The 22,407-nt window shown below is 71.2% G+C and carries 21 protein-coding genes and 2 riboswitches; of the genes, 13 read left to right on the forward strand and 8 right to left on the reverse strand.

Annotated elements, in window-relative coordinates:
- Positions 1-61: 61 nt before the first annotated feature.
- Positions 62-778 carry an NADPH-dependent F420 reductase gene (locus tag ACZ6CZ_RS32885; protein WP_469028605.1) on the forward strand — a complete coding sequence of 239 codons (717 nt, stop codon included), beginning with the start codon at positions 62-64 and terminating at the stop codon, positions 776-778.
- 69 nt (positions 779-847) lie between these two features.
- Here the strand turns inward: ACZ6CZ_RS32885 and ACZ6CZ_RS32890 are convergent, their stop codons facing one another.
- The 6 genes from ACZ6CZ_RS32890 to gcvT form a co-directional block, all read right to left on the reverse strand.
- Positions 848-1,402 carry a glycoside hydrolase family 25 protein gene (locus ACZ6CZ_RS32890; protein ID WP_469028607.1) on the reverse strand — a complete coding sequence of 185 codons (555 nt, stop codon included), beginning with the start codon at positions 1,400-1,402 and terminating at the stop codon, positions 848-850.
- A gap of 59 nt (positions 1,403-1,461) precedes the next feature.
- On the reverse strand, positions 1,462-2,493 hold the full coding sequence (locus ACZ6CZ_RS32895) for a phosphatidylinositol-specific phospholipase C domain-containing protein (RefSeq protein WP_469028610.1): 1,032 nt from the start codon (positions 2,491-2,493) through the stop codon (positions 1,462-1,464).
- 218 nt (positions 2,494-2,711) lie between these two features.
- On the reverse strand, positions 2,712-4,079 hold the full coding sequence (locus ACZ6CZ_RS32900; protein ID WP_469028613.1) for an L-serine ammonia-lyase: 1,368 nt from the start codon (positions 4,077-4,079) through the stop codon (positions 2,712-2,714).
- 132 nt (positions 4,080-4,211) lie between these two features.
- A complete protein-coding gene (glyA, locus tag ACZ6CZ_RS32905; protein ID WP_469028617.1) occupies positions 4,212-5,477 on the reverse strand; it encodes a serine hydroxymethyltransferase in 1,266 nt (421 codons plus the stop codon).
- A gap of 14 nt (positions 5,478-5,491) precedes the next feature.
- Entirely contained in the window at positions 5,492-5,869 is a 378-nt protein-coding gene (gene gcvH, locus ACZ6CZ_RS32910; protein ID WP_469028619.1) for a glycine cleavage system protein GcvH, read from the reverse strand.
- A 118-nt stretch (positions 5,870-5,987) separates the two neighbouring features.
- A complete protein-coding gene (gene gcvT / locus ACZ6CZ_RS32915) occupies positions 5,988-7,106 on the reverse strand; it encodes a glycine cleavage system aminomethyltransferase GcvT (RefSeq protein WP_469028622.1) in 1,119 nt (372 codons plus the stop codon).
- Positions 7,107-7,180: 74 nt separating this feature from the next.
- Positions 7,181-7,294: riboswitch (glycine riboswitch) on the reverse strand.
- A riboswitch (glycine riboswitch) is annotated at positions 7,295-7,391 on the reverse strand.
- 171 nt (positions 7,392-7,562) lie between these two features.
- On the opposite strand from gcvT, the gene ACZ6CZ_RS32920 reads away from it, so the two are divergent.
- From ACZ6CZ_RS32920 to ACZ6CZ_RS32965, 10 genes are all read left to right on the forward strand, one after another.
- Positions 7,563-8,237 carry an AAA family ATPase gene (locus ACZ6CZ_RS32920; RefSeq protein ID WP_469028625.1) on the forward strand — a complete coding sequence of 225 codons (675 nt, stop codon included), beginning with the start codon at positions 7,563-7,565 and terminating at the stop codon, positions 8,235-8,237.
- Positions 8,238-8,361: 124 nt separating this feature from the next.
- Positions 8,362-9,153: an enhanced serine sensitivity protein SseB gene (locus ACZ6CZ_RS32925; protein ID WP_469028628.1), complete on the forward strand. Its 792-nt coding sequence runs from the start codon at positions 8,362-8,364 to the stop codon at positions 9,151-9,153.
- Between the two features lie 160 nt (positions 9,154-9,313).
- Complete coding sequence (locus ACZ6CZ_RS32930; protein ID WP_469028721.1) at positions 9,314-10,072, forward strand: enhanced serine sensitivity protein SseB C-terminal domain-containing protein; 759 nt, start codon at positions 9,314-9,316, stop codon at positions 10,070-10,072.
- Positions 10,073-10,434: 362 nt separating this feature from the next.
- Entirely contained in the window at positions 10,435-11,433 is a 999-nt protein-coding gene (locus ACZ6CZ_RS32935; RefSeq protein ID WP_469028630.1) for an ABC transporter permease, read from the forward strand.
- 57 nt (positions 11,434-11,490) lie between these two features.
- Positions 11,491-13,239, forward strand: a complete 1,749-nt coding sequence (locus ACZ6CZ_RS32940; RefSeq protein ID WP_469028632.1) for an ABC transporter substrate-binding protein — start codon at positions 11,491-11,493, stop codon at positions 13,237-13,239.
- A gap of 72 nt (positions 13,240-13,311) precedes the next feature.
- Positions 13,312-14,319 carry an ABC transporter permease gene (locus ACZ6CZ_RS32945; RefSeq protein WP_469028635.1) on the forward strand — a complete coding sequence of 336 codons (1,008 nt, stop codon included), beginning with the start codon at positions 13,312-13,314 and terminating at the stop codon, positions 14,317-14,319.
- Entirely contained in the window at positions 14,316-15,410 is a 1,095-nt protein-coding gene (locus ACZ6CZ_RS32950) for an ABC transporter ATP-binding protein (RefSeq protein WP_469028639.1), read from the forward strand. Before ACZ6CZ_RS32945 ends, ACZ6CZ_RS32950 begins: the two co-directional genes overlap by 4 nt.
- Positions 15,407-16,978, forward strand: coding sequence for an ABC transporter ATP-binding protein (locus ACZ6CZ_RS32955; RefSeq protein ID WP_469028641.1), 1,572 nt, complete (start codon positions 15,407-15,409; stop codon positions 16,976-16,978). Before ACZ6CZ_RS32950 ends, ACZ6CZ_RS32955 begins: the two co-directional genes overlap by 4 nt.
- 100 nt (positions 16,979-17,078) lie before the next feature.
- Complete coding sequence (locus tag ACZ6CZ_RS32960) at positions 17,079-18,470, forward strand: M1 family metallopeptidase (protein ID WP_469028644.1); 1,392 nt, start codon at positions 17,079-17,081, stop codon at positions 18,468-18,470.
- Between the two features lie 47 nt (positions 18,471-18,517).
- Complete coding sequence (locus tag ACZ6CZ_RS32965) at positions 18,518-19,177, forward strand: trimeric intracellular cation channel family protein (protein WP_469028646.1); 660 nt, start codon at positions 18,518-18,520, stop codon at positions 19,175-19,177.
- Here the strand turns inward: ACZ6CZ_RS32965 and ACZ6CZ_RS32970 are convergent.
- Entirely contained in the window at positions 19,086-20,324 is a 1,239-nt protein-coding gene (locus ACZ6CZ_RS32970; RefSeq protein WP_469028649.1) for an alpha/beta hydrolase, read from the reverse strand. The two genes, ACZ6CZ_RS32965 and ACZ6CZ_RS32970, sit on opposite strands and share 92 nt — an antisense overlap.
- A gap of 153 nt (positions 20,325-20,477) precedes the next feature.
- On the opposite strand from ACZ6CZ_RS32970, the gene ACZ6CZ_RS32975 reads away from it, so the two are divergent.
- On the forward strand, positions 20,478-21,341 hold the full coding sequence (locus ACZ6CZ_RS32975) for a thioesterase family protein (protein ID WP_469028651.1): 864 nt from the start codon (positions 20,478-20,480) through the stop codon (positions 21,339-21,341).
- A 100-nt stretch (positions 21,342-21,441) separates the two neighbouring features.
- Here the strand turns inward: ACZ6CZ_RS32975 and ACZ6CZ_RS32980 are convergent, their stop codons facing one another.
- Positions 21,442-22,068 (reverse strand): TetR family transcriptional regulator, encoded by a 627-nt coding sequence (locus ACZ6CZ_RS32980; protein ID WP_469028654.1) that lies wholly within the window; start codon positions 22,066-22,068, stop codon positions 21,442-21,444.
- A gap of 171 nt (positions 22,069-22,239) precedes the next feature.
- Between ACZ6CZ_RS32980 and ACZ6CZ_RS32985 the strand changes: the two genes are divergently transcribed.
- Complete coding sequence (locus ACZ6CZ_RS32985) at positions 22,240-22,407, forward strand: hypothetical protein (protein WP_469028656.1); 168 nt, start codon at positions 22,240-22,242, stop codon at positions 22,405-22,407.

Below are 22,407 nucleotides of genomic sequence, written 5' to 3' on the forward strand. Positions count from 1 at the left end.
CCGGATGCCGCGACGGCGGAATACCGTCCGGGCCGCCGTAGTTGACGCCCCTGACCGACGCATGCATGTGCATGCAACCGTATCGGCGTCCAGCCGTATGCACTGGGAAAGGCCTGTCATGAAGATCGGCATCATCGGCGCGGGGAACATCGGCGGCAACCTCACCCGGCGGCTCACCGCGCTCGGCCACGACGTCTCCGTGGCCAACTCCCGCGGCCCCGAGACACTCGCCGCACTGGCCGAGGAGACGGGCGCGACCGCGGTGACCGCGCCGGAGGCGGCCCGGGGCGCCGAGGTCGTCGTGGTCACCGTCCCGCTGAAGGCGGTACCCGACCTGCCCGCCGGGCTGCTGGACGGCGCGGCCGAGGGGGCCGCCGTCATCGACACCGGCAACTACTACCCGCAGCGCGACGGCCGGATCGCGGAGATCGAGGACGAGGGGGTCACCGAGAGCCGCTGGACCGAACGGCACATCGGCCACCCGGTGATCAAGGCCTTCAACGGCACCTACGCCCAGGACATCCTGGAGCGCCCCCGCCCGGCCGGCGACCCCGACCGCATCGCCCTGCCGGTGGCCGGTGACGACGAGGCGGCCAAGACGGCCGTCCGGGCCCTGATCGAGGAACTGGGCTTCGACACGGTCGACGCGGGCGGCATCGACGACTCCTGGCGCCAGCAGCCCGGCACCCCGGTGTACGGGCTGCGGGAGGGCGTGGAGGGCGTCCGCAAGGCCCTGACGGCCGCCACGCCGGAGCGGCCGGCGGACTTCCGCGCCTGACGCACACCCGGCCGGGGCGGGCGCCGCCCGCTCCGGCCCCGCTCCCGGGCATGATCCGAACGAAAGGCCCTAGGCCGCGGCCCAGTGCCGCAGCGCGGCCTTGTCGGCGAAGGCGGCCACGTTCTTGTCGTGGGGGTCGCTGCTGTACTGGTGGAACAGCCACTTCGCCTTGATGCGGGGCTTGCCCGCGGTGACGTAGTCGGCGATCCACAGGCCGTCGCCGGCGTAGGACGTGGTGTCGAGGTTCAGCCAGAAGTCCCGGTTGCAGTACAGCACGACCCGGTGGTGCGGCCGCAGCTTCTTGACCTTGCGCAGGAAGCTGTCCTTCTCCGCGTTGCTCGCGCGGGTCCCGTCGCCGGTCGTCTCCCAGTCGACGGCGAGGATGTCGCCGGCCTTCTCGGGGGCGTGCTTGACGAAGTACTCGGCCTGGGCGGTGAGGTCGCCCGGCCACAGGAAGTGGTAGAAGCCGGCGACCAGTCCGGCGTCGCGGGCGGTCTTCGTCTGGGCGGACAGCCGGGGGTTGACGTACGAACGGCCCTCCGTCGCCTTGATGAAGACGAAGGAGGAGCCGTCCGTGCCGTACGAGGACGGCTGGAAGGCGCTTACGTCGATGCCGTGGAGCATGCAGGAGTTGTGCCCCGTGCACCCGCTCCCGGAACCTCGGCCGCGCCTCGTGCGTCCGTTCAGCCCCGGGTCGTCACCGAACTCAGCACCGCGGCCGGCTTCGCCGACCAGTCGGAGGTGATGATGCTGGCGTGCCGGGCGGCCAGCAGGGACAGGCGGGCGGCGACCTCCGCGTCGGTGGGGGCGGTCGAGGAGATCGCCGGGGAGACGCCGTGCGCGCCGGTCATGATCAGGATGTAGTGGTTCGCGGAGTAGAAGGAGGTGTCGTAGCCGTTGTTCACGTACGTCGCCGCGTCACCGTCGAAGAACACGAACCAGGGCCGGATCGAGGCGTCGTAACGGCTGGTGCGCGGGTCGCCGGCGGCCGCGCCGAGCACCACGGGGAAGGCCTGGGCGGCCCCGATGCGGCCGGCCGCGGACAGGTCGCGCAGGTGGTCGCCGTACTCCTGGTCCGTCCAGTAGTGGTCGAAGGGGTTGGACTGCTCCACCGTGCCCGGGATCAGGTCGAACAGGAACTTGCCCCGCAGGGCGTCGCGCGAGGGCCAGGCGTTCGCCCGGGCCGCCGCGTCCAGCGTGGGGTACGACGAGCCCAGCAGGTCGGCGGGGGTGAAGACGCTGGAGCCGAGCTTCTGGGCGACCAGCGTGTCGAACTCGTCCGCGCCGAGCCCGGCCCGGTCGTTGAAGCCGGACTTGAACTCCACCTTGAAGACGATCGGCGGGTGGTCGGGGTGCAGCTGGTTCCAGGCGGCGATGTCGTCCAGGCAGCCGCCCAGGTCCTGGTTGCGGCTCTTGCCGTACAGCTCGGCCGGACTCTTCGCGGCCTCGCAGTTGTTGTCGTTGCCGAGCGGGTTGCTGTGGCTGACCCGCCACCGCTTGGTCAGGCTGTCGGCGTAGACGTCCAGTTCGAGCAGCGAGGCGCCGGAGTCCAGCGCCTGCGCGAAGTACGTGTACTTGGCCTTGTCGTACGCGTTGTGCGTACCGATGGCCGTGGTCTGGGAGAAGCCGGGCGACGCCGCGTGGGCATTCGCCGGAACCGCTGCCAGTGCGGCGGCGGCACTCAGCAGCGCCGCCAGTCGTCTCACCGTACGCACGTGAAGTCCCCTTCGCTGTCGCCGAGTTGGCGGCAGCGTAGAGGCAGGGCATTACTCTCCGGTAGCCCTCAGGGGAACATCGGGGGCGTCGGCGCTCGACGATGTTCACCCCGAGCCAGAAGCCGAACCCGTCGACGGCGAAGACATCCGGGCATGGGGGCGAGGGAAGGCCCTGGCAGCGCTGGACGTTGCGAACGCGCTGGTCAGGGCCTATCCGTCTAGCACTCGATGATGTTCACCGCGAGCCCGCCCCGGGCCGTCTCCTTGTACTTGACGGACATGTCCGCGCCGGTGTCCTTCATGGTCTTGATGACCTTGTCCAGGGACACCTTGTGGGAGCCGTCGCCGCGCATGGCCATCCGGGCGGCGGTGACCGCCTTCACCGCGGCCATGCCGTTGCGCTCGATGCACGGGATCTGCACCAGGCCGCCGACCGGGTCGCAGGTCAGGCCCAGGTTGTGCTCCATGCCGATCTCGGCGGCGTTCTCCACCTGCTCGGGGCTGCCGCCGAGCACCTCGGCGAGGGCGCCCGCGGCCATGGAGCAGGCGGAGCCCACCTCGCCCTGGCAGCCGACCTCGGCGCCGGAGATGGAGGCGTTCTCCTTGAACAGCATGCCGATGGCACCGGCGGCGAGCAGGAAGCGGACCACGCCGTCCTCGTCGGCGCCGGGGACGAACTCCATGTAGTAGTGCAGGACGGCCGGGATGATGCCGGCCGCGCCGTTGGTGGGGGCCGTGACCACCCGCCCCCCGGCCGCGTTCTCCTCGTTCACGGCCATGGCGTACAGGGTGAGCCACTCCATGGCGTGCGCCTGCGCGTCGCCCTCGGCGCGCAGCTGGCGGGCCGACATGGCGGCCCGGCGGCGCACCCGCAGCCCGCCCGGCAGGATGCCCTCGCGGGACATGCCGCGCGCGACGCAGGCCCGCATCACCCGCCAGATCTCCAGCAGGCCCGCGCGGATCTCCTCCTCACCGCGCCACGCCCGCTCGTTCTCCAGCATCAGCGCGGAGATCGACAGGCCGGTCTCCCGGGTCAGGCGCAGCAGCTCGTCACCGGTGCGGAAGGGGTACTTCAGGACCGTGTCGTCGAGCTTGATGCGGTCGGCGCCGACCGCGTCCTCGTCGACGACGAAGCCGCCGCCGACCGAGTAGTACGTCTTCGACAGCAGCTCGCCGCCCTGGGCGTCGTGGGCCCACAGGGTCATGCCGTTGGCGTGGTAAGGAAGCGCCTTGCGGCGGTGCAGGACCAGGTCGTCGTCGAAGGAGAAGGCTATGTCGCGTTCGCCGAGGAGGTTCAGGCGGCCGGATTCCTTGATCCGCTCCACCCGCTCGTCCGCGCCCTCCACGTCCACCGTGCGCGGCGAGGCGCCCTCCAGGCCCAGCAGCACCGCCTTCGGGGTGCCGTGGCCGTGGCCGGTCGCGCCCAGCGAGCCGTACAGCTCGGCGCGCACCGACGCCACGGAGTCGAGCAGGTCCTCGTTGCGCAGGCGGCGGGCGAACATGCGGGCCGCGCGCATCGGGCCGACCGTGTGGGAGCTGGACGGGCCGATGCCGATCGAGAACAGGTCGAAGACCGAGATGGCCACGGGTGACTCCTCCATGCGGGGGTGGTGCAAAAGGGGGCGGTGCGGGGTGGGCACCCACCGGGCACCGCGCCCACCGGCTGGTTCCAGTGTGCGCGGTGCCGGGCGTTTCGTACGTACTGGCTCAGATCCGGCTTACTTGTTCAGACCCGGGTACAGCGGGTGCTTGTCCGCCAGGGCCTTGACGCGCGTCTTCAGGGCCTGCGCGTCGTACGACGGCTTCAGCGTCTCGGCGATCACGTCCGCGACCTCGGCGAAGTCCTCGGCGGTGAAGCCGCGGGTCGCCAGGGCGGGCGTGCCGATCCGCAGGCCCGAGGTCACCATCGGCGGCCGCGGGTCGTTGGGGACGGCGTTGCGGTTGACCGTGATGCCGACCTCGTGGAGCCGGTCCTCGGCCTGCTGCCCGTCCAGCTCGGAGGCGCGCAGGTCCACCAGGATCAGGTGCACGTCGGTGCCGCCGGACAGGACGTTCACCCCGGCCTCACGGGCGTCCGGCGCGGTGAGGCGCTCCGCGAGGATGCGCGCCCCCTCCACCGTACGCTGCTGGCGCTCCTTGAAGCCGTCCGAGGCGGCGACCTTGAAGGAGACCGCCTTGGCCGCGATCACGTGCTCCAGCGGACCGCCCTGGAAGCCCGGGAAGACGGAGGAGTTCAGCTTCTTCGCGAAGTCCTTCTTCGCCAGGATGATGCCGCCGCGGGGGCCGCCGAGGGTCTTGTGCGTGGTGGAGGTGACCACGTCCGCGTACTCGACCGGGTTCGGGTGCAGCCCGGCTGCGACCAGACCGGCGAAGTGCGCCATGTCGACCCACAGGAACGCCCCGCTCTCGTCGGCGATCCGGCGGAACTCGGCGAAGTCCAGCTGCCGCGGGTACGCCGACCAGCCGGCGATGATCACCTTGGGGCGGTGCTCCTTGGCGAGCCGCTCGACCTCGGCCATGTCGACCAGGCCGGTCTGCTCGTCGACGTGGTAGGCGACCACGTCGAACTGCTTGCCGGAGAAGTTCAGCCGCATCCCGTGGGTGAGGTGGCCGCCGTGGGCCAGGTCCAGGCCGAGGATGGTGTCCCCGGGCTGGGCCAGCGCGAACAGGGCCGCCTGGTTGGCGGAGGCGCCGGAGTGGGGCTGCACGTTGGCGTACTCGGCGCCGAACAGCTCCTTGACCCGGTCGATGGCGATCTGCTCGGCGACGTCGACGTGCTCGCAGCCGCCGTAGTAGCGGCGGCCGGGGTAGCCCTCGGCGTACTTGTTGGTCAGGACCGAGCCCTGGGCCTCCATGACCGCGACCGGAGCGAAGTTCTCCGAGGCGATCATCTCGAGGGTGGACTGCTGGCGCTCCAGCTCGGCGTCGACCGCGGCGGCGATCTCCGGGTCCAGCTCGTGCAGGGACGTGTTCAGGACAGTCATTCGGTTACGGCTCCTCAGCCGGCGGTGTGGGCGGCGTACTCGTCGGCGGAGAGCAGGTCGGCCGGCTCCTCGGTGACGCGCACCTTGAACAGCCAGCCGCCCCCGAAGGGCGCCGAGTTCACCAGCGACGGGTCGCTGACCACGTCCTCGTTGATCTCGGTGACCTCGCCGCCGACCGGCGAGTAGAGGTCGGACACCGACTTGGTCGACTCCAGCTCGCCGCAGGTCTCACCCGCGGCCACCGTGGAGCCGACCTCGGGAAGCTGGGCGTAGACGACGTCGCCGAGCGCGTTGGCCGCGAACTCGGTGATGCCGACCGTCGAGACGCCGTCCTCGGCGGCCGACAGCCACTCGTGCTCCTTGCTGTAGCGCAGCTGCTGGGGGTTGCTCATGGCCTGAATTCTCCTGTACGCGGGTCAGTGCTGGTGAATGAGGGGCTGCTGGGGAGGCCGGTGCGCGGGCGGTGTGTGCGCGAGGTCACGTCCGAACCCGCGCGGCCACGCCCAGTGTCTACTTCCGGCGCCGGTAGAAGGGCAGTGCCACGACCTCGTACGGCTCGTGACTGCCCCGGATGTCGACGCCGACACCCGCCGTGCCCGGCGCCGCGTACGCCGCGTCGACGTACGCCATGGCGAGCGGCTTGCCCAGGGTGGGGGAGGGCGCGCCCGAGGTGACCTCGCCGATCACCGCGCCGCCCGCGACCACCGGGTAGCCGGCGCGCGGCACCCGGCGGCCCTCGGCGACCAGGCCGACCAGCACCCGCGGCGGGTTCTCCTGCGCCCGCCCGGCCGCCTCGGTGAGCGCCGCGCGGCCGACGAAGTCGCCCTCCTTCTCGAACTTCACCACCCGGCCGAGGCCGGCGTCGAAGGGGGTGAGCGAGGTGGTCAGCTCGTGCCCGTACAGCGGCATGCCCGCCTCCAGGCGCAGCGTGTCCCGGCAGGACAGGCCGCACGGGACCAGCCCGGCGCCCTCGCCCGCCTTCGTCAGCGCCTGCCACAGCTCGACGGCGTGCTCCGGCTTCACGAACAGCTCGAAGCCGTCCTCGCCGGTGTAACCGGTGCGCGCGATGAGCGCCGGGACGCCCGCGACGGTGCCGGGCAGCCCCGCGTAGTACTTCAGGCCGTCCAGATCGGCGTCGGTGAGGGACTTCAGGATGCCGGGGGACTCGGGGCCCTGGACGGCGATCAGGGCGTAGGCGTCCCGGTCGTCGCGGACCTCGGCGTCGAAGCCGGCCGACCGCTCGGTGAGCGCGTCCAGCACCACCTGGGCGTTGGAGGCGTTGGCCACGACCAGGTACTCGGCCTCGGCGAGCCGGTAGACGATCAGGTCGTCCAGGATGCCGCCGTCCGCCTGGCAGATCATGGTGTAGCGCGCGCGGCCGACGCCGACGGAGGAGATGTTGCCGACGAGGGCGAAGTCCAGCAGCGCGGCCGCGCCGGCGCCGGTGACGGTGATCTCGCCCATGTGGGAGAGGTCGAAGAGGCCGGCCCTGGTGCGCACCGCGAGGTGCTCGTCGCGCTCGGAGCCGTAGCGCAGGGGCATGTCCCAGCCGGCGAAGTCGGTCATCGTCGCACCCAGCGCGCGATGCACGGCATCGAGCGCGGTGTGACGGAGTTCGGTACTGCTCATCGGTCGGTCGTCTCCCAGGGCGATGGGGTCCCCCGCGCGCGAGCGCAGCCGGGCGTGGGGAAGGCGAGGAACGTTCCTCCCCATCTGTCATCGGAACCTGAGAGGTTCGCCATGACCCCCGTCAGGGACGGTCACGGTTTGCACCTTGGGTGGGACCGCCGTCGCGGCGGCCCGCTTTTCAGATGTGCCTCGCCCGCGCGGTAACGGTGCCTGAGAGATTCAAGGGAGGGACTTGCTCCTTCGGCGCCCCAGCGAGACGGCTGGGGACTCTCCCGCGCGGATTCAAACGGCCGGTATGCAGTTGGCGGCCACATCATTGCACGCCTCGCCGCCGCCCGACAGCGCGGACGATTCGTGACCGCTCTGTAGCGGTACGTGCATGGAAACGGGAGACCTGCCGCATTACCTTCTCTTTACGCTCGACGGGCAGGGACCCTGCGAGTCCAGGGGAGGACGATGACGGTGGACAGGACGACGGCCTACGCCACGACGACGGGCATCGCGGTGCCCGGCCGGCCCTCGGCACCGGCACACGAGCGCCGCGGCGACCGGCCCCGGCCGGTCGTGCGCGACCTGCGCGAGCGCGCCGGCCGCAGCCCGCACGGCCTCCTCTTCGGCCCCCGCGACCTGGTGGTGATCACCGGACTGCCCGGCAGCGGCAAGTCCACGCTGATGGACCGGGCCGTGCCGGGCACCCGCATCGACTCCCAGGACGCCCGCGACCGCTGGGCCGCCCGGCTGCCCCGCCGCCTGCCCTACGCCCTCTACCGCCCGCTGGTCCGCCTCGCCCACTACGCCGCCCTGCGCCGCGCCCTGCGCACCGGCGGGGGAGTGGTGGTGCACGACTGCGGCACCCAGGCCTGGGTGCGCGGCTGGCTCTCCCGCGCCGCCCGCCGCCGCGGCGGCACCCTGCACCTGCTGCTCCTCGACGTCGGCCCGGACCTCGCGCTGGCGGGCCAGCGCGAGCGCGGCCGGGGCGTGTCCCGGTACGCCTTCCGCCGCCACCGCAGGGCCCTGGCCCGGCTGCTGCGCGCCGTGGAGCACGGCGAACCGCCCCCCGGCTGCGGCTCGGCGGTGCTGCTCGACCGGGACGCGGCGGGCGCGCTGCGCCGCATCGGCTTCGCCGGGTGACAGCGGCCGGGGCACCGCGGCGGCCGTCGCCGTGCGCCCCGGTGACGGCCGTCACCGTGAACACAGTCACAGCCACCCGCTAGCCTTTCCAGCCACAGCAGCGTTCCCAGCAGGCGGTAGGCAGATGGACTTCCCGGCGGACCTTCCCGCGGACTTCCCGGCACAGGCGCACCCCCATCCGCACGGCGGATGGCCCGGCAACGAGCTGGAGGAGGTGCTCTCGGCCTCCCTCGGCGTACCCGGGGCCGGCGGCCGCATCGTCGAGGTCCTCGGCCGCAGCTTCCTCTGGGTCCCGCTGCCCGGCGGCGGCGGCCCGCACAGCGGCCCGCTGGACCTGCCCACCATGGACATCGACGGCCAGGTGTACGTGCCGGTCTTCAGCTCCGAGGAGCAGTTCCGCCAGGTGGCCGGCTCCCACATGTCCTACACCGTCGCCCCCGCCGTGGAGTTCGCCCGCGGGCTGCCCCCGCAGGTCGGCCTCGCCGTCAACCCCGACGGCGTGGTCGGCGTGCCGCTGCCGCCGGAGGCGGTGGCCGAGCTGTGCCGGGCCGGCCGCACCCCGCTCGACGGGCCCGCCGGCGGCGGCCGGGTCCGCCTGTTCGAACCCGACTGGCAGGACGACCCGGTCGACTTCCTCGCCGCGGCAGGCGCCGAGTTCGCCGCGACCGGCGTGGTGGTCTCGGCCCGCCGCTGCCTGGCCGCCGTCGAGACGGCCGACCCGGCGCTGTTCGTGGGCGTCGAACTCGCCCAGTGGGAGGGCGACCTGCGCGCGCTGCCGCTGGAGGCCCTCGGCAAGGCCCTCGCCCAGGTCCCGGTGCGGTGGCCGGTCAACCTCGTCCTGCTGGACGTGGCCCAGGACCCGGTGGGCGACTGGCTGAAGACGCACGTCCGCCCCTTCTACCAGTACGGCCAGTAGGCCCGCGCGCACGGACGGCGTGCGGTCACGGCGGACACCCGCCGCCGGCGGACACCGGGCCCCGAGCCACCGGGCGCTTAAGCTGTTCCCCAACGCGGGGAACTTTTCTGAAGAGGCGGTAGGACAGGTGAGCGCGAGCCGCAGCGGCAGCGTCGAGCACATGCTGCGCCAGGTCACGCCCGGGCGCTACGACGCCTACGAGGCACTGCTGCGCGCCCTCGCGACCGCCGGTTCCGGCCAGGTCTGGATGCTGCTGTGGCACGGCCAGGCCGGCTCCCCGGACGCCCAGTACGGCACGATGGAGGTCGACGGCCACGGGTACGCCCCGTGCGTCACCTCGGCGCAGGAGCTGTCGGCCAGCGGCTGGAACCGGTCCTACGAGGTGGCCGACGCCGTCGACGTGGCCCGCACCCTCTACCCGGAGCACCACGGCCTCTGGCTCAACCCGCACGCCCCCGGCGGCGGCGTCGGCATCCCCTGGCTCGACCTGCGCCGCATCGCCACCGGACTGGACCGCCAGCCCGCCGGCCCGCTGCGGCTGTCGGAACCGGGCATCGAGATCCCGCAGTTCTACGCCCTGCTCGCGCAGAACGCCCACCGCACCCCCGCCGTCCGCTCGTTGCGCCGCGCCTGGGTGCAGCCGGCGCTCGGCGCGCCCTACCTGGCCATCGGCCTGGACGTGTACGACACCTCGCCGGCGTCCGTGGACTCGGTACGGGCGATGATGCAGCAGTCCGTCGGCGCGGTCCCGGAAGGGCTGCCGGTCTCGACGGTCGCGATGACCGACGACTACGACCCGGTGGTGATGTGGATGCGTGCCGCGGCCCGTCCCTTCTACGACCGCGAGGCCCACGCCGCCCAGCCCCCGGCCCCGGCCGCCGGGTACGGCTATCCGCCCGCCCGCGGCGGCGCGTACTGACCCAGAGGCACATTCCGGGCTTCTGGGACTTTCTGTGCATCCGTCAGCAGATTTTACGCGCCCGACACACATCTGCGCGCGTAGAAGACGGCCGTGGGCGCGAAACCGTGCAAAATCGCCCTTCCCTCCCAAGTCTCCCGCGTCCGAGGTCCGTTACCCACTGTTCGGATAACGGAATCCCCTGCACTGCATCACGGTTGCGCATACTTTCGCCGTCACATCTGGCGGGTGATCGCGGCCACGCTGAAGACTCGCCAGTCAGACACGAGGTCGGCTGACCTCGTGCTCGAGTGCAAGTCGACAAAGCCGCAATCCGCGGCAGGCGCAGGCCGGTCACCACCGGCGAGAGGGGTCGGGTCACAGTGACCGCACCGATCGAGACCACCGGAGCGGCAGCCGAGGCACAGCCGGAAGCTGTGCTGGCGGGTGCCGACAAGGGGCAGATCGAGGGTCGTTCCCTAGGGCAGATCGCCTGGTCACGGTTCAAGAAGGACAAGGTCGCCGTCGCGGGCGGGGTCATCGTCATCCTGCTCGTCCTGGTCGCGGTGCTCGCCCGCCCCCTCCAGTCCCTCCTGGGTCTGGACCCGAACGCCTTCAACCAGGACCTCATCGACGCCAACACCTCGCTCCCCAAGGGCGGCATGGGCGGCATGAGCGCGGACCACCCGCTCGGTGTCGACCCCAAGTTCGGCCGGGACATCGCCACCCGCATCCTGGAGGGCTCCTGGGTGTCGCTGGTCGTCGCCTTCGGCGCCACCATCCTGTCGAACGTGATCGGCGCGGTCATGGGCGTCGTGGCCGGCTACTACGGCGGGCGCGTCGACGCGGTCATCAGCCGCCTGATGGACACGTTCCTAGCCTTCCCCCTCCTGCTGTTCGCCATCTCCATCTCCGCCACCCTCCAGGGCGGCGCCTTCGGCCTGGACGGCCTGCCGCTGCACCTGAGCGTGCTCGTCTTCGTCATCGGCTTCTTCAACTGGCCCTACCTGGGCCGGATCGTCCGCGGCCAGACCCTCGCCCTGCGCGAGCGCGAGTTCGTCGACGCCTCCCGCGGCATGGGCGCCAGGGGCCCGTACATCCTCTTCCGCGAGCTGATGCCCAACCTGGTCGGTCCGATCATCGTCTACTCGACGCTGCTGATCCCGACCAACATCCTGTTCGAGGCGTCCCTGAGCTTCCTCGGTGTCGGCATCCAGCCCCCGCAGGCGTCCTGGGGCGGCATGCTCCGCGAGGCGGTCAACTTCTACAAGGTCGACCCCGAGTTCATGATCGTCCCCGGACTCGCCATCTTCGTGACCGTGCTCGCGTTCAACCTGCTCGGTGACGGTCTCCGGGACGCTCTCGACCCGCGCAGCCGCTGACGTCTGCCACCGAGAGCCCGAATTTTTTTTCCAACAATGGAGGGGAAAGCGCCCATCATGCGAAGGTCAGCGCTGGCCGCTATCGCGGCCATCGGCTCCGCAAGCCTGCTTCTCGCAGGCTGCAGCAAGGCCGATGACAACAAGGACGAGAACGGCAAGTCGGCCGGGGCCAACGCCGCGACCAAGGGCGTCGTCAACGCGTCCGACAAGAAGGGCGGGACGCTCACCTACGAGCTGTCCGACGTCCCGGACTCGTTCGACCCGGGCAACACGTACTACGCCTACATGTACAACCTCAGCCGGCTCTACGCCCGCCCGCTGATGACCTTCCAGCCCGGCGCCGGCGAGGAGGGCAACACCCTCGTCCCGGACCTCGCGGCGAGCAAGGGCGTGCCGAGCGACGGCGGCAAGACCTGGACGTACAAGCTGCGTGCGGGCCTGAAGTACGAGGACGGCTCGCCGATCACCTCGAAGGACGTCAAGTACGCCGTCGAGCGCTCCAACTTCGCGCGTGACGTGCTCTCCCTCGGCCCGAACTACTTCCAGCAGTTCATGGCCGGCGGCGACAAGTACAAGGGCCCGTACAAGGACAAGAGCGCCAAGGGCCTGTCCTCCATCGAGACCCCGGACGACACCACGGTCGTCTTCCACCTGAAGCAGGCCTTCCAGGAGTTCGACTACCTGGTCGCCGCCCCGCAGACGGCCCCCGTGCCGCAGGCGAAGGACAAGGGCGTCGACTACGTCAAGGGCATCGTCTCCTCGGGCTCGTACAAGTTCCAGAGCTACGAGGACGGCAAGCAGGCCGTGCTCGTGCGCAACGACAACTGGGACGCGAAGACGGACCCGCTGCGCAAGCAGCTGCCGGACAAGATCGTCGTCAAGCTGAAGGTCAACCCGGAGACCATCGACCAGGACGTCCTCGCCGGCAAGGCGATCGACCTGGCCGGCACCGGTGTCCAGGCCTCCACCCAGGCCGACGTCATCACCGACCCGGACAAGAAGGCCAACACGGACAACACCTACGGTGGCCGTCTCGTCTACATGGCGATCAACACCAAGGTGAAGCCGTTCGACAAGGTCGAGTGCCGCAAGGCCGTGCAGTACGCCATCGACAAGGTGTCGGTGCAGACCGCCGAGGGCGGCCCGGTCCGCGGTGACGTGGCCTCCACGGTCCTGCCCCCGGACATCCCGGGCTACGCCAAGTCCGACGTCTACGCGACCGCCGGCAACAAGGGCGACGTGGCCAAGGCCAAGGACCAGCTGAAGGCCTGCGGCAAGTCGTCGATCTCGACGAACATCTCGGCCCGCTCGGACCGTCCGCAGGAGGTCGACGCGGCCACGGCGATCATCAACTCGCTGAAGAAGGTCGGCATCAACGCCAGCCTCAAGCAGTACCCGTCGGGCAAGTACTTCACCGACTACGCCGGTGTGCCGAAGTTCACCGAGAAGCAGAACCTCGGTCTGATCATGATGCAGTGGGGTGCCGACTGGCCCTCCGGCTACGGCTTCCTGCAGCAGATCCTGAACGGCAAGGCCATCAGCCAGTCCGGTAACACCAACCTGGCGCAGTACGACAGCAAGGACGTCAACGAGCTGCTGGGCAAGGCGATCGGTACGCAGGACACCACCGAGCGCAACAGCCTCTACACGCAGATCGACAAGAAGACCATGGACGATGCCGTTCTCGTCCCGCTGACCTACTTCAAGGTCCTGCTGGCCCGCCCGCAGACGTACACCAACCTGGTCTCCACGGCGGCTTTCAGCGGTCAGTACGACTACCTCAACATCGGCGTCGCGTCGAAGTAGCAGCCCCGGAAGGCAGGTGAAGGCATTGGTGCCCGCGGGCTTCGCGGCCCGCGGGCACCAGCGCCGGTCCCCGTGATCTCGTACATCCTCCGCCGGACGTTCGCGGCAGTGATCCTGCTGCTGGTCGTCTCCGCGGTCACCTTCGCCATCTTCTTCCTGCTGCCGCGGCTCGCCGGCCAGACAGCGGACCAGCTGGCGCAGCAGTACATCGGCAAGAGTCCGTCGAAGGCGGACATCGTCGCTGTCAAGCACAACCTCGGTCTGGACCAGCCTGTCTACGTCCAGTACTGGCACTTCATCAAGGGGATCGTGGCCGGCGCCACCTATGACCTCGGCCCCACCACGGTGCACTGCGACGCACCCTGCTTCGGTTACTCCTTCAAGAACCACCAGGCGGTGTGGCCGGAGCTGACCTCCCGCCTGCCGATCACCCTGTCGCTCGCCGCGGGCGCCGCCGTGCTGTGGCTGGTCTCCGGCGTGGTGGCCGGTGTCATCTCCGCGCTCAGGCCGCGCTCGGTCTACGACCGCGCCTTCATGGGCATCGCGCTCACCGGCGTCTCGCTGCCCATGTTCTTCACGGGCAACCTGGCCATCCTGCTCTTCGAGCACCAGTGGCCGATCTTCGGCAGCGACTACGTCCCGTTCACCGAGAACCCCTCGCAGTGGGCCAACACCCTCATCCCGGCGTGGTGTTCACTGGCGCTGCTGTACTCCGCCATCTACGCCCGGCTCACCCGCTCGGGCATGCTGGAGACGATGAACGAGGACTTCATCCGCACGGCCCGCGCCAAGGGCCTGCGGGAGCGCACCGTCATCACCCGGCACGGACTGCGGGCCGCCCTCACCCCGATCATCACGGTCTTCGGCATGGACATCGGTCTGCTGCTCGGCGGCGCGGTGATCACCGAGTCGGTGTTCTCGCTGCCCGGCATCGGCCAGTACGCGGTACAGGGCATCACCGACAACGACCTGCCCAAGATCCTGGGCGTGACGCTGCTCGCCGCCTTCTTCGTCGTCTTCGCAAATCTCGTGGTGGACGTGCTCTACGCCGCCGCCGACCCGCGGGTGAGGCTCTCGTGACCGAACTCTCCAAGACCGGTGCCGCCGTGGGGGAGCCCACCTCCGCCGGCCCGGCGCCCGAGGCCTTCCTCGAGGTCCGCGACCTCAAGGTGCACTTCCCGACCGACGACGGCATCGTCAAGTCCGTCGACGGGCTCAGCTTCTCGCTGGAGAAGGGCAAGACCCTCGCCATCGTCGGCGAGTCCGGCTCCGGCAAGTCGGTCACCTCGCTGGCCATCATGGGCCTGCACCGGCTCGGCGCCCGCGGCAAGAACGTGCGGATGTCCGGCGAGATCTGGCTGGGCGGCCAGGAACTGGTCGGCGCCTCCCCGGACGCGGTGCGCAAGCTCCGCGGCCGCGAGATGGCGATGATCTTCCAGGACCCGCTGTCCGCGATGCACCCGTACTACAAGATCGGCGACCAGATCGTCGAGGCGTACCGGGTGCACCACTCCGTCAGCAAGAAGGTCGCCCGCAAGCGCGCGATCGAGATGCTCGACCGGGTCGGCATCCCCGAGCCGGCCAAGCGCGTCGACGGCTACCCGCACGAGTTCTCCGGCGGTATGCGCCAGCGCGCCATGATCGCCATGGCGCTGGTCAACAACCCCGAACTGCTCATCGCGGACGAGCCGACCACCGCGCTCGACGTCACCGTGCAGGCGCAGATCCTCGACCTCATCCGGGACCTGCAGAAGGAGTTCGGCTCCGCGGTCGTCATGATCACCCACGACCTCGGTGTGGTCGCCGAGATCGCCGACGACGTCCTGGTGATGTACGGCGGCCGGTGCGTGGAGCGCGGCCCGGCGCACGAGATCTTCGAGCAGCCGCAGCACCCCTACACCTGGGGCCTGCTCGGCTCGATGCCCCGCATCGACCGTGAGACCTCCGAGCGGCTCATCCCCGTCAAGGGCCAGCCGCCGAGCCTCATCAACGTCCCCTCGGGCTGCGCCTTCCACCCGCGCTGCCCGTACGCGGACCTCCCCAAGGGGAACGTCACCCGCACGGTGCGCCCCGAGCTGGAGCTGGTGGAGGGCGGCCACTGGTCCGCCTGCCACCTCTCGGCCGAGGACCGCACGCGGATCTGGACCGAAGAGATTGCGCCGAAGCTGTGAGTGAGACCAAGAAGACGGACGCGGCCGTGATCCCGCAGCAGGCGCAGGCTCCCGCGGACGGCCCGGCCGAGCGCGAGGTGCTGCTGAAGGTCGAGGGCCTGAAGAAGCACTTCCCGATCAAGAAGGGCATCCTCCAGCGCCAGGTCGGCGCGGTGAAGGCCGTCGACGGCATCGACTTCGAGGTGCGCAAGGGCGAGACCCTGGGCGTGGTCGGCGAGTCGGGCTGCGGCAAGTCCACCATGGGCCGGGTCATCACCCGGCTCCAGGACCCGACCGGCGGCTCGATCCACTTCGAGGGCCAGGACATCACGCGGCTGAAGAGCGGCCAGATGCGCCCGCTGCGCCGCGACATCCAGATGATCTTCCAGGACCCGTACGGCTCCCTGAACCCGCGGCACACCATCGGCTCGATCGTCTCGGCGCCCTTCCGGCTCCAGGGCGTGCAGCCCGAGGGCGGGGTGAAGAAGGAGGTGCAGCGGCTGCTGGAGCTGGTGGGCCTCAGCCCCGAGCACTACAACCGCTACCCGCACGAGTTCTCCGGCGGCCAGCGCCAGCGCATCGGCATCGCCCGCGCGCTCGCCCTGAAGCCCAAGCTGGTCGTCGCCGACGAGCCGGTCTCCGCGCTGGACGTGTCGATCCAGGCCCAGGTCGTGAACCTGATGGACGACCTCCAGGAGGAGCTGGGCCTCACCTACGTGATCATCGCGCACGACCTCTCGGTGGTGCGTCACGTCTCCGACCGCATCGCGGTGATGTACCTCGGCAAGATCGTCGAACTCGCCGACCGCACCTCGCTGTACGAGGCGCCGATGCACCCGTACACCAAGGCGCTGATGTCGGCGGTCCCGGTGCCGGACACCGGGCGCCGGGACACCAGGAGCGAGCGCATCCTGCTGCGCGGTGACGTGCCGTCCCCGATCGCCCCGCCGAGCGGCTGCCGGTTCCACACCCGCTGCTGGAAGGCGACGCAGATCTGCACGACCACCGAGCCGCAGCTCGTCGAGCTGAAGCCCGGCCAGCGGGTCGCCTGCCACCACCCGGAGAACTTCGCCGACCAGGCTCCGCAGGACACCGTCCTGCTCTCGGTGGCCAAGCAGGCCGTCGAGCTGGTCCCGGACGCGGTGCTGGAGGAGTCGGCGGAGACCTCGGCGGCGCTGGCCGCGGAGACCGCCGGCGCCGCGGACGCGACGCCGGCCACCGCCGAGCGGGAGACCGCGGACGGCACGGACGCCGAGGCACCGGCCGTCCCGGCCACCGCCGAGGAGTCCGGCGACGCCACCGGGGCCCCGGCCGCCACGACCGGTCCGGGCGCCAAGTCCGCACCGGCGCCGGTCGCGGCCGGCAGCGGTGCCGCGGTGGCCGATCCGGCCGACACCGACGCCGCCACCGGTGCCGGCGCCGGTGCCGACACCCCGGCCGAGGAGCCCGAGGCCGTCGCGGAGGAGACCGCCCGCGCGGCCGGCACCGCCGCGTCCCCGGCCGAGGAGCCCGCCGCCGACGCCCCGAAGACGGACGCCCCGAAGGCGGACGCCTCGAAGACGGACGCCCAGGAGTCAACCGAGAAGTAGCACATGACAGGTGGGCAAAGTCATGTACATGCCCGAGCGGGAGAGTGCAGAGTCGTCCGTGTCCGTCCACCGACCGGCACACGTTCGAAAGGGACGACTCATGGCACTCTCCCGCTCGGCACGTCTGGGGGCCGTGGCCACCGCCGCGGCCTCCTTACTGACCGTCGCCGCCTCCTCCGCCCCCACCCCCGGCGCACCAGGCATCGGCGACCCCTACTTCCCCGGGCTCGGCAACGGCGGCTTCGACGCCCGCCACTACGACCTCGGCGTCGCCTACGATCCCGGCACCGGCCGCCTGGACGGCCGTACGACCCTGACCGCGCGCGCCACCCAGCGGCTGTCCTCCTTCGACCTGGACCTGCAGCGGCTGGTGGTCACCCGGGTCGAGGTGAACGGCACACGCGCCGCGTTCACCCGGGACGGGGACGAACTGCGCATCACTCCGCGCGACCGGCTGGCGAAGGGCCGCACCTTCACCGTCACCGTCACCTACGGTGGGGTGCCCGTCCCGCTCAACGGGCCCATCATCTTCGGCTCCGACTACGGCTGGATGAAGACCGACGACGGCGTCTTCGTCGCCTGCGAGCCCAACGCGGCCTCCACCTGGTTCCCCTCCAGCGACCACCCCTCCGACAAGGCGACCTACGACATCCGGATCAAGGCGCCCGAGGGTCTGACCGCCGTCTCCAACGGCCGGCTCGTCTCCACCCGCCACCGCGGCGGCTCGACGTACACCCACTGGCGCGAGTCCCGGCCCATGGCCACCTACCTGGCGACCGCCACCATCGGGAAGTTCGACGTGCACACCGGCCGCACCCCCGGCGGCACCCCGGTCTACGTCGCCATCGACCCGGTGCTGGAGAACAGCAACGGCGTCGACGTGTACGCCGTCACCGCCGCCGTCACCGACTACTGGTCGCGCGTCTTCGGGCCCTACCCGTTCGAGGAGACCGGCGCGATCGTCGACGACATGCCGCAGGCCGGGTTCTCCCTGGAGGTGCAGAGCAAGCCCGCCTACTCGGCCGTGCGCAACGAGACCACGATCGTGCACGAGCTGGCCCACCAGTGGTTCGGCGACTCCGTGAGCGTGGCCCGGTGGCGGGACACCTGGCTCAACGAGGGCTTCGCCACCTACGCCCAGTGGCTGTGGGCCGAGCACCAGGGCACCCGCACCGCCCACGACTCCCTCCGGGCCGCCTACGACGCCCGCCCCGCCGACTCCGCGTTCTGGCAGCTGAAGGTGGCCGACCCGCAGCGCGACACCATGTTCGCCTCTCCCGTCTACCAGCGCGGCGCGATGACCCTCCAGGTGCTGCGCGAGCGCATCGGGGACGACGCGTTCTTCCGGCTGCTGCCCGCCTGGACGGCCCGCCACCGCTACGGCAACGCCACCACCGCCGACTTCGTACGGCTCGCCGAGCGGATCAGCGGGCGGCAGCTCGGCGACCTCTTCGACTCCTGGCTGCTCACGCCAGGGAAACCGGCCCTGTGAGCCTGGGTTTGTAAGGCGGATGCGTCCCGACAGGTAAGAATGTAGGGGTGCAGCTCCAGCAACTCTTCAGTCCCTCCGTCCAGCACACGCTCGATGTCATCGGCATCTTCGTCTTCGCGATCTCCGGCGCGCTGCTGGCCGTCCGCAAGAACTTCGACGTGTTCGGCATCGCCGTGCTCGCCGAGGCCACCGCGCTGGGCGGAGGGCTGTTCCGGGACCTGGTGATCGGCGCCGTGCCCCCGGCCGCCTTCACCGACCTCGGCTACTTCATCACCCCGCTGTTCGCCGCCCTCCTGGTGTTCTTCCTGCACCCGCACGTCGAACGCATCCAGACCGGGGTGAACGTCTTCGACGCGGCGGGCCTGGGCCTGTTCTGCGTCAGCGGCACCACCAAGGCGTACGCCTACGGCCTCGGGCTGACCGCGTCGGCCGCGCTCGGCCTGGTCACCGCGGTCGGCGGCGGCGTGCTGCGGGACGTGCTCGCCAACGAGGTGCCGTCGCTGCTGCGCTGGGACCGCGACCTCTACGCCGTCCCGGCGATGGTGGGCGCCGTCATGGTCGCGCTGTGCATCCGCTACGGCGCCCTGACCCCGTACACCGGCGGGCTCGCCGTCGTCACCGCCTTCGTCCTGCGGCTCCTCGCGATGCGCTTCCACTGGCGAGCGCCGCGTGCCTGGAACCGGCGCTCGACCGTGACGGAGGAGTAGCGCTGCGGTCCTGGCCCGCGGGGCGGTTCTGGCCCGTCAGCAGGGTCAGCCAGCGGAACACCGCGGGCAGCTGCGGCCGCCACAGCGCCATGCTGTGCCCGCCCGCGCCGCGCGGCAGGAACTCCACGTGCACGGTCGTCGGCGCCTTGGCGAGGGAGGCCAGCGCCAGGCCCGCCTGGTAGCCGTCGCCGGACTCCCCGGACAGGTACAGCGCGATCCGGGGCGGCTCGGGCGCCCGCTTCAGCAGCAGGTAGGGGTTGTTCGCCGCGCGCAGGGCGGGGCTCTGCGCGGCCAGCGAGTTGCGCTCCGCGATCGGGTCGTTGTAGCCGGAGAGGCCGGCCGCGGCCCGGTAGCGGCCGGGGTGCGCCACGGCCAGCTTGACCGCGCAGTGCGCGCCCGCCGAGTACCCGGCCACCGCCCAGCCCGCGGGCGCCGGCTGGGTGCGGAAGCTGTCCCCGACCATCCTCGGCACGTCGACGCTGAGCCAGCTGTCGGCGTTCACCGTGCCGGGGATGTTGGCGCAGCCGGTGTCCACCCCGGCCAGCAGGTCGGTGCGCGGCGCGACCAGCACGAAGGGCGCCACCCGGCCGGCCCGCATCAGCGGCAGCAGCTGCTGGTGCACCCGCAGCGAGGTGAACCAGGCCTTCGCCGAGCCGGGGTGGCCGGGCAGCAGCTCCACCACCGGGAACCTGTGGTGCCGGTAGGCCGGCTCGTCGTACTGCGGCGGCAGCCAGACGTAGACCTCGGCGTCGACGCCGGAGACCCGGCCCGCGAGCCGGGTGACGCGGACCCCGCCGGCCGCGCGCATGGAGGCTCCCTCGGCGGTCCGGAACCGTGTCCGCAGCCGGGGCAGCCGCTGCACCGCGATGCCGCCGGTGCCGTCCCGGCCGAGGTCGGCGGCGCGCTGGACGTGGTCGCCGGTGCCGAGCAGGTCCGCCCAGCTGTCGTACAGGTCGTTCTCGTTGTTGACCAGCACGAACACCAGGGTGACGGCGGTGAACTGGGCGAAGAGCAGCAGCAGCGTCCGCGCGGCGGCCCGCGCGGGCCGCGGCCCCCGCACCCTCGACCACAGGGCGAGCGGCAGCAGCAGGGCGACGACGGTCAGCACCACGGCCGTGCAGAGGAACGGAGTCCCGGTGAGGCTCATGTCCTCCATAGGGGGAGATCCGGCGACCGGACATGCCGACGTGTCCGGAGGCTTACCGAGAAATTGCCACAACGTCACCCGGCAGGCGGGACGGCGGGCGGGGGGCAGCGGGCAAAGCTACCGCTTAGTAGTTGTCTGTTGTAGCGTTCACCCATGCCAGAAGCAGCTTCCGCACCCTCCCCGTCGCGGGCGGTGACCGGTGACAGCGAGTTCGACCGTGACACGGCGGTCAGCCGGCGCGAGCCCGGTGTCTACGACGTCGGCCTCTCGGCCGGCTGGACGATCCTGGGTGCCGTCAACGGCGGCTACCTGCTGGCCGTCCTCGGCCGCGCGCTCGCGGACACCCTCCCGCATCCCGACCCCTTCACCATCTCCGCCCACTACCTGACGGCGTCCCGCCCGGGCCCCGCGGTGATCCGCACCGAGACGGTCCGCACCGGCCGCACCCTGTCCACCGGGCAGGCCTCGCTCGTGCAGTACGACGACGACGGCAACGAGGTGGAACGCATCCGCGTCCTCGCCTCCTACGGCGACCTCGACGCCCTCCCCGACGACGTCCGCACGACCGCCACGCCCCCCGAGCTGCCGCCCCTGGAGCAGTGCTTCGGCCCCCAGGACGCGCCCGCGCCGGTCTCCGGCGGCTCCGCCATCGCCGACCGCCTGATGCTCAAGCTGGACCCGGCCACCCTGGGCTGGGCGCTGGGCGCGCCCTCCGGCAAGGGCGAGATGCGCGCCTGGTTCGGGCTCGCCGACGGCCGCGACGCCGACCCGCTCTCCCTGCTGCTCGCGGTGGACGCCCTGCCGCCCACGGCGTTCGAGATCGGCCTGTCGGGCTGGGTCCCGACGGTGGAGCTGACGGTCCACGTCCGCCGGCGCCCGGCCCCCGGCCCGCTGCGCGTGTCGATCACCACCCGCAACCTGGCCGGCGGTTTCCTCGAGGAGGACGCCGAGGTCTGGGACAGCGAGGACCGTCTGGTCGCGCAGTCCCGGCAGCTGGCCCGGGCCAAGCTCGGCTGAGGCGTTCCCCTCCGCGAGCGATGCGGCGCGGCCCGGGCCCGTGCGGGCCCGGGCCGCGCTGTGTCGTCCGGCGGGACGGCGCCCGCGGCCGGTCGGCCGTTCAGTCCAGCCAGTGCCGGCGTCCGATGCTGATCAGGCGCAGCTGCCGGGTCGCGCGCCGGGTGACCCGCTCCCGCTCCTCCTCCGGTGCGTCCAGGCCCTCCAGGAAGAGAGAGGCGGTGATCAGCATCTGGTCGACGTAGAGGTGGGCCAGCATCAGCAGGTCGTCCTCGCTCCAGCCCGCCGCCTGCGGGTCCTTGGCCAGCTCGGCCTTCACCTCCTCGGCGAAACGCGCCAGTTGGGCCTGGATGGCCTCGCGCACGGGCTGCACCCCGCCGTGCCGTTCCCGGGCGACGAAGCGGACGTGCGCCGGGAAGGCCCCCACGTGACGGGCGATCAGCTCGGTGGCACGCGTGATGCGTTCCTCGCTGTCCCCGGCCGTGGACACCGTCGTGCGCACCATCGCGTGCAGGCTGCCCAGCGCCTCGTCGACCAGGGCCACGCCAAGGTCGGCGGTGGAGCGGAAGTGCCGGTAGAAGGCGGTGGGGGCGACGCCGACGGCCCGGGTGACCTCGCGCAGCCCCAGACTGCTCAGGCTCTGCTCCTCCAGCAGGACCAGCGCCGCGTCCAGGAACGCCTGCCGGGTCTTCTGCTTCTGGGCCTGCCGGATGCCGAGGGTGTGACTCATGTCATCCAGTTAACAACTGTTCTCTGGAATTGGGAAGCCGGGGAACACGCTAGACTCGAAAGTCAGTGAACAACTGTTACTACAGTCGTTCACCCAGATGTCACGCACGACATCGCGCACAGCAACCCGCAAGGCATCCACACGAGGCATCTCGGAGGGGGATCTCATCCCATGCTGTTCCTCGTCGCCGCTCTGCTCCTGCTCGGCGTGGTGCTGGGCACCGTGGCCCACGCACCGCTGACCTTCACCGTCGTCGCCGCCGCCGTCATCGCCGGCTGGCTCGGCATCTTCGCGCTGCGCGAGCGCCACGCCCGCCGCCGCGGCCCGTCCGCGCTCTGA

The organism is Streptomyces sp. NPDC041135 (assembly GCF_055592085.1).

Bases quoted from the DNA above. Each gene is read 5' to 3' on its own strand.
- ACZ6CZ_RS32940 (WP_469028632.1), top strand. From the start codon at position 11,491: ATGCGAAGGTCAGCGCTGGCCGCTATCGCGGCCATCGGCTCCGCAAGC.
- ACZ6CZ_RS32980 (WP_469028654.1), bottom strand. From the start codon at position 22,068: ATGAGTCACACCCTCGGCATCCGGCAGGCCCAGAAGCAGAAGACCCGG.
- gcvT (WP_469028622.1), bottom strand. From the start codon at position 7,106: ATGAGCAGTACCGAACTCCGTCACACCGCGCTCGATGCCGTGCATCGC.
- glyA (WP_469028617.1), bottom strand. From the start codon at position 5,477: ATGACTGTCCTGAACACGTCCCTGCACGAGCTGGACCCGGAGATCGCC.
- ACZ6CZ_RS32885 (WP_469028605.1), top strand. From the start codon at position 62: ATGCATGTGCATGCAACCGTATCGGCGTCCAGCCGTATGCACTGGGAA.
- ACZ6CZ_RS32920 (WP_469028625.1), top strand. From the start codon at position 7,563: ATGACGGTGGACAGGACGACGGCCTACGCCACGACGACGGGCATCGCG.
- ACZ6CZ_RS32975 (WP_469028651.1), top strand. From the start codon at position 20,478: ATGCCAGAAGCAGCTTCCGCACCCTCCCCGTCGCGGGCGGTGACCGGT.
- ACZ6CZ_RS32985 (WP_469028656.1), top strand. From the start codon at position 22,240: ATGCTGTTCCTCGTCGCCGCTCTGCTCCTGCTCGGCGTGGTGCTGGGC.
- ACZ6CZ_RS32970 (WP_469028649.1), bottom strand. From the start codon at position 20,324: ATGAGCCTCACCGGGACTCCGTTCCTCTGCACGGCCGTGGTGCTGACC.
- ACZ6CZ_RS32960 (WP_469028644.1), top strand. From the start codon at position 17,079: ATGGCACTCTCCCGCTCGGCACGTCTGGGGGCCGTGGCCACCGCCGCG.
- ACZ6CZ_RS32925 (WP_469028628.1), top strand. From the start codon at position 8,362: ATGGACTTCCCGGCGGACCTTCCCGCGGACTTCCCGGCACAGGCGCAC.
- gcvH (WP_469028619.1), bottom strand. From the start codon at position 5,869: ATGAGCAACCCCCAGCAGCTGCGCTACAGCAAGGAGCACGAGTGGCTG.
- ACZ6CZ_RS32930 (WP_469028721.1), top strand. From the start codon at position 9,314: ATGCTGCGCCAGGTCACGCCCGGGCGCTACGACGCCTACGAGGCACTG.
- ACZ6CZ_RS32890 (WP_469028607.1), bottom strand. From the start codon at position 1,402: ATGCTCCACGGCATCGACGTAAGCGCCTTCCAGCCGTCCTCGTACGGC.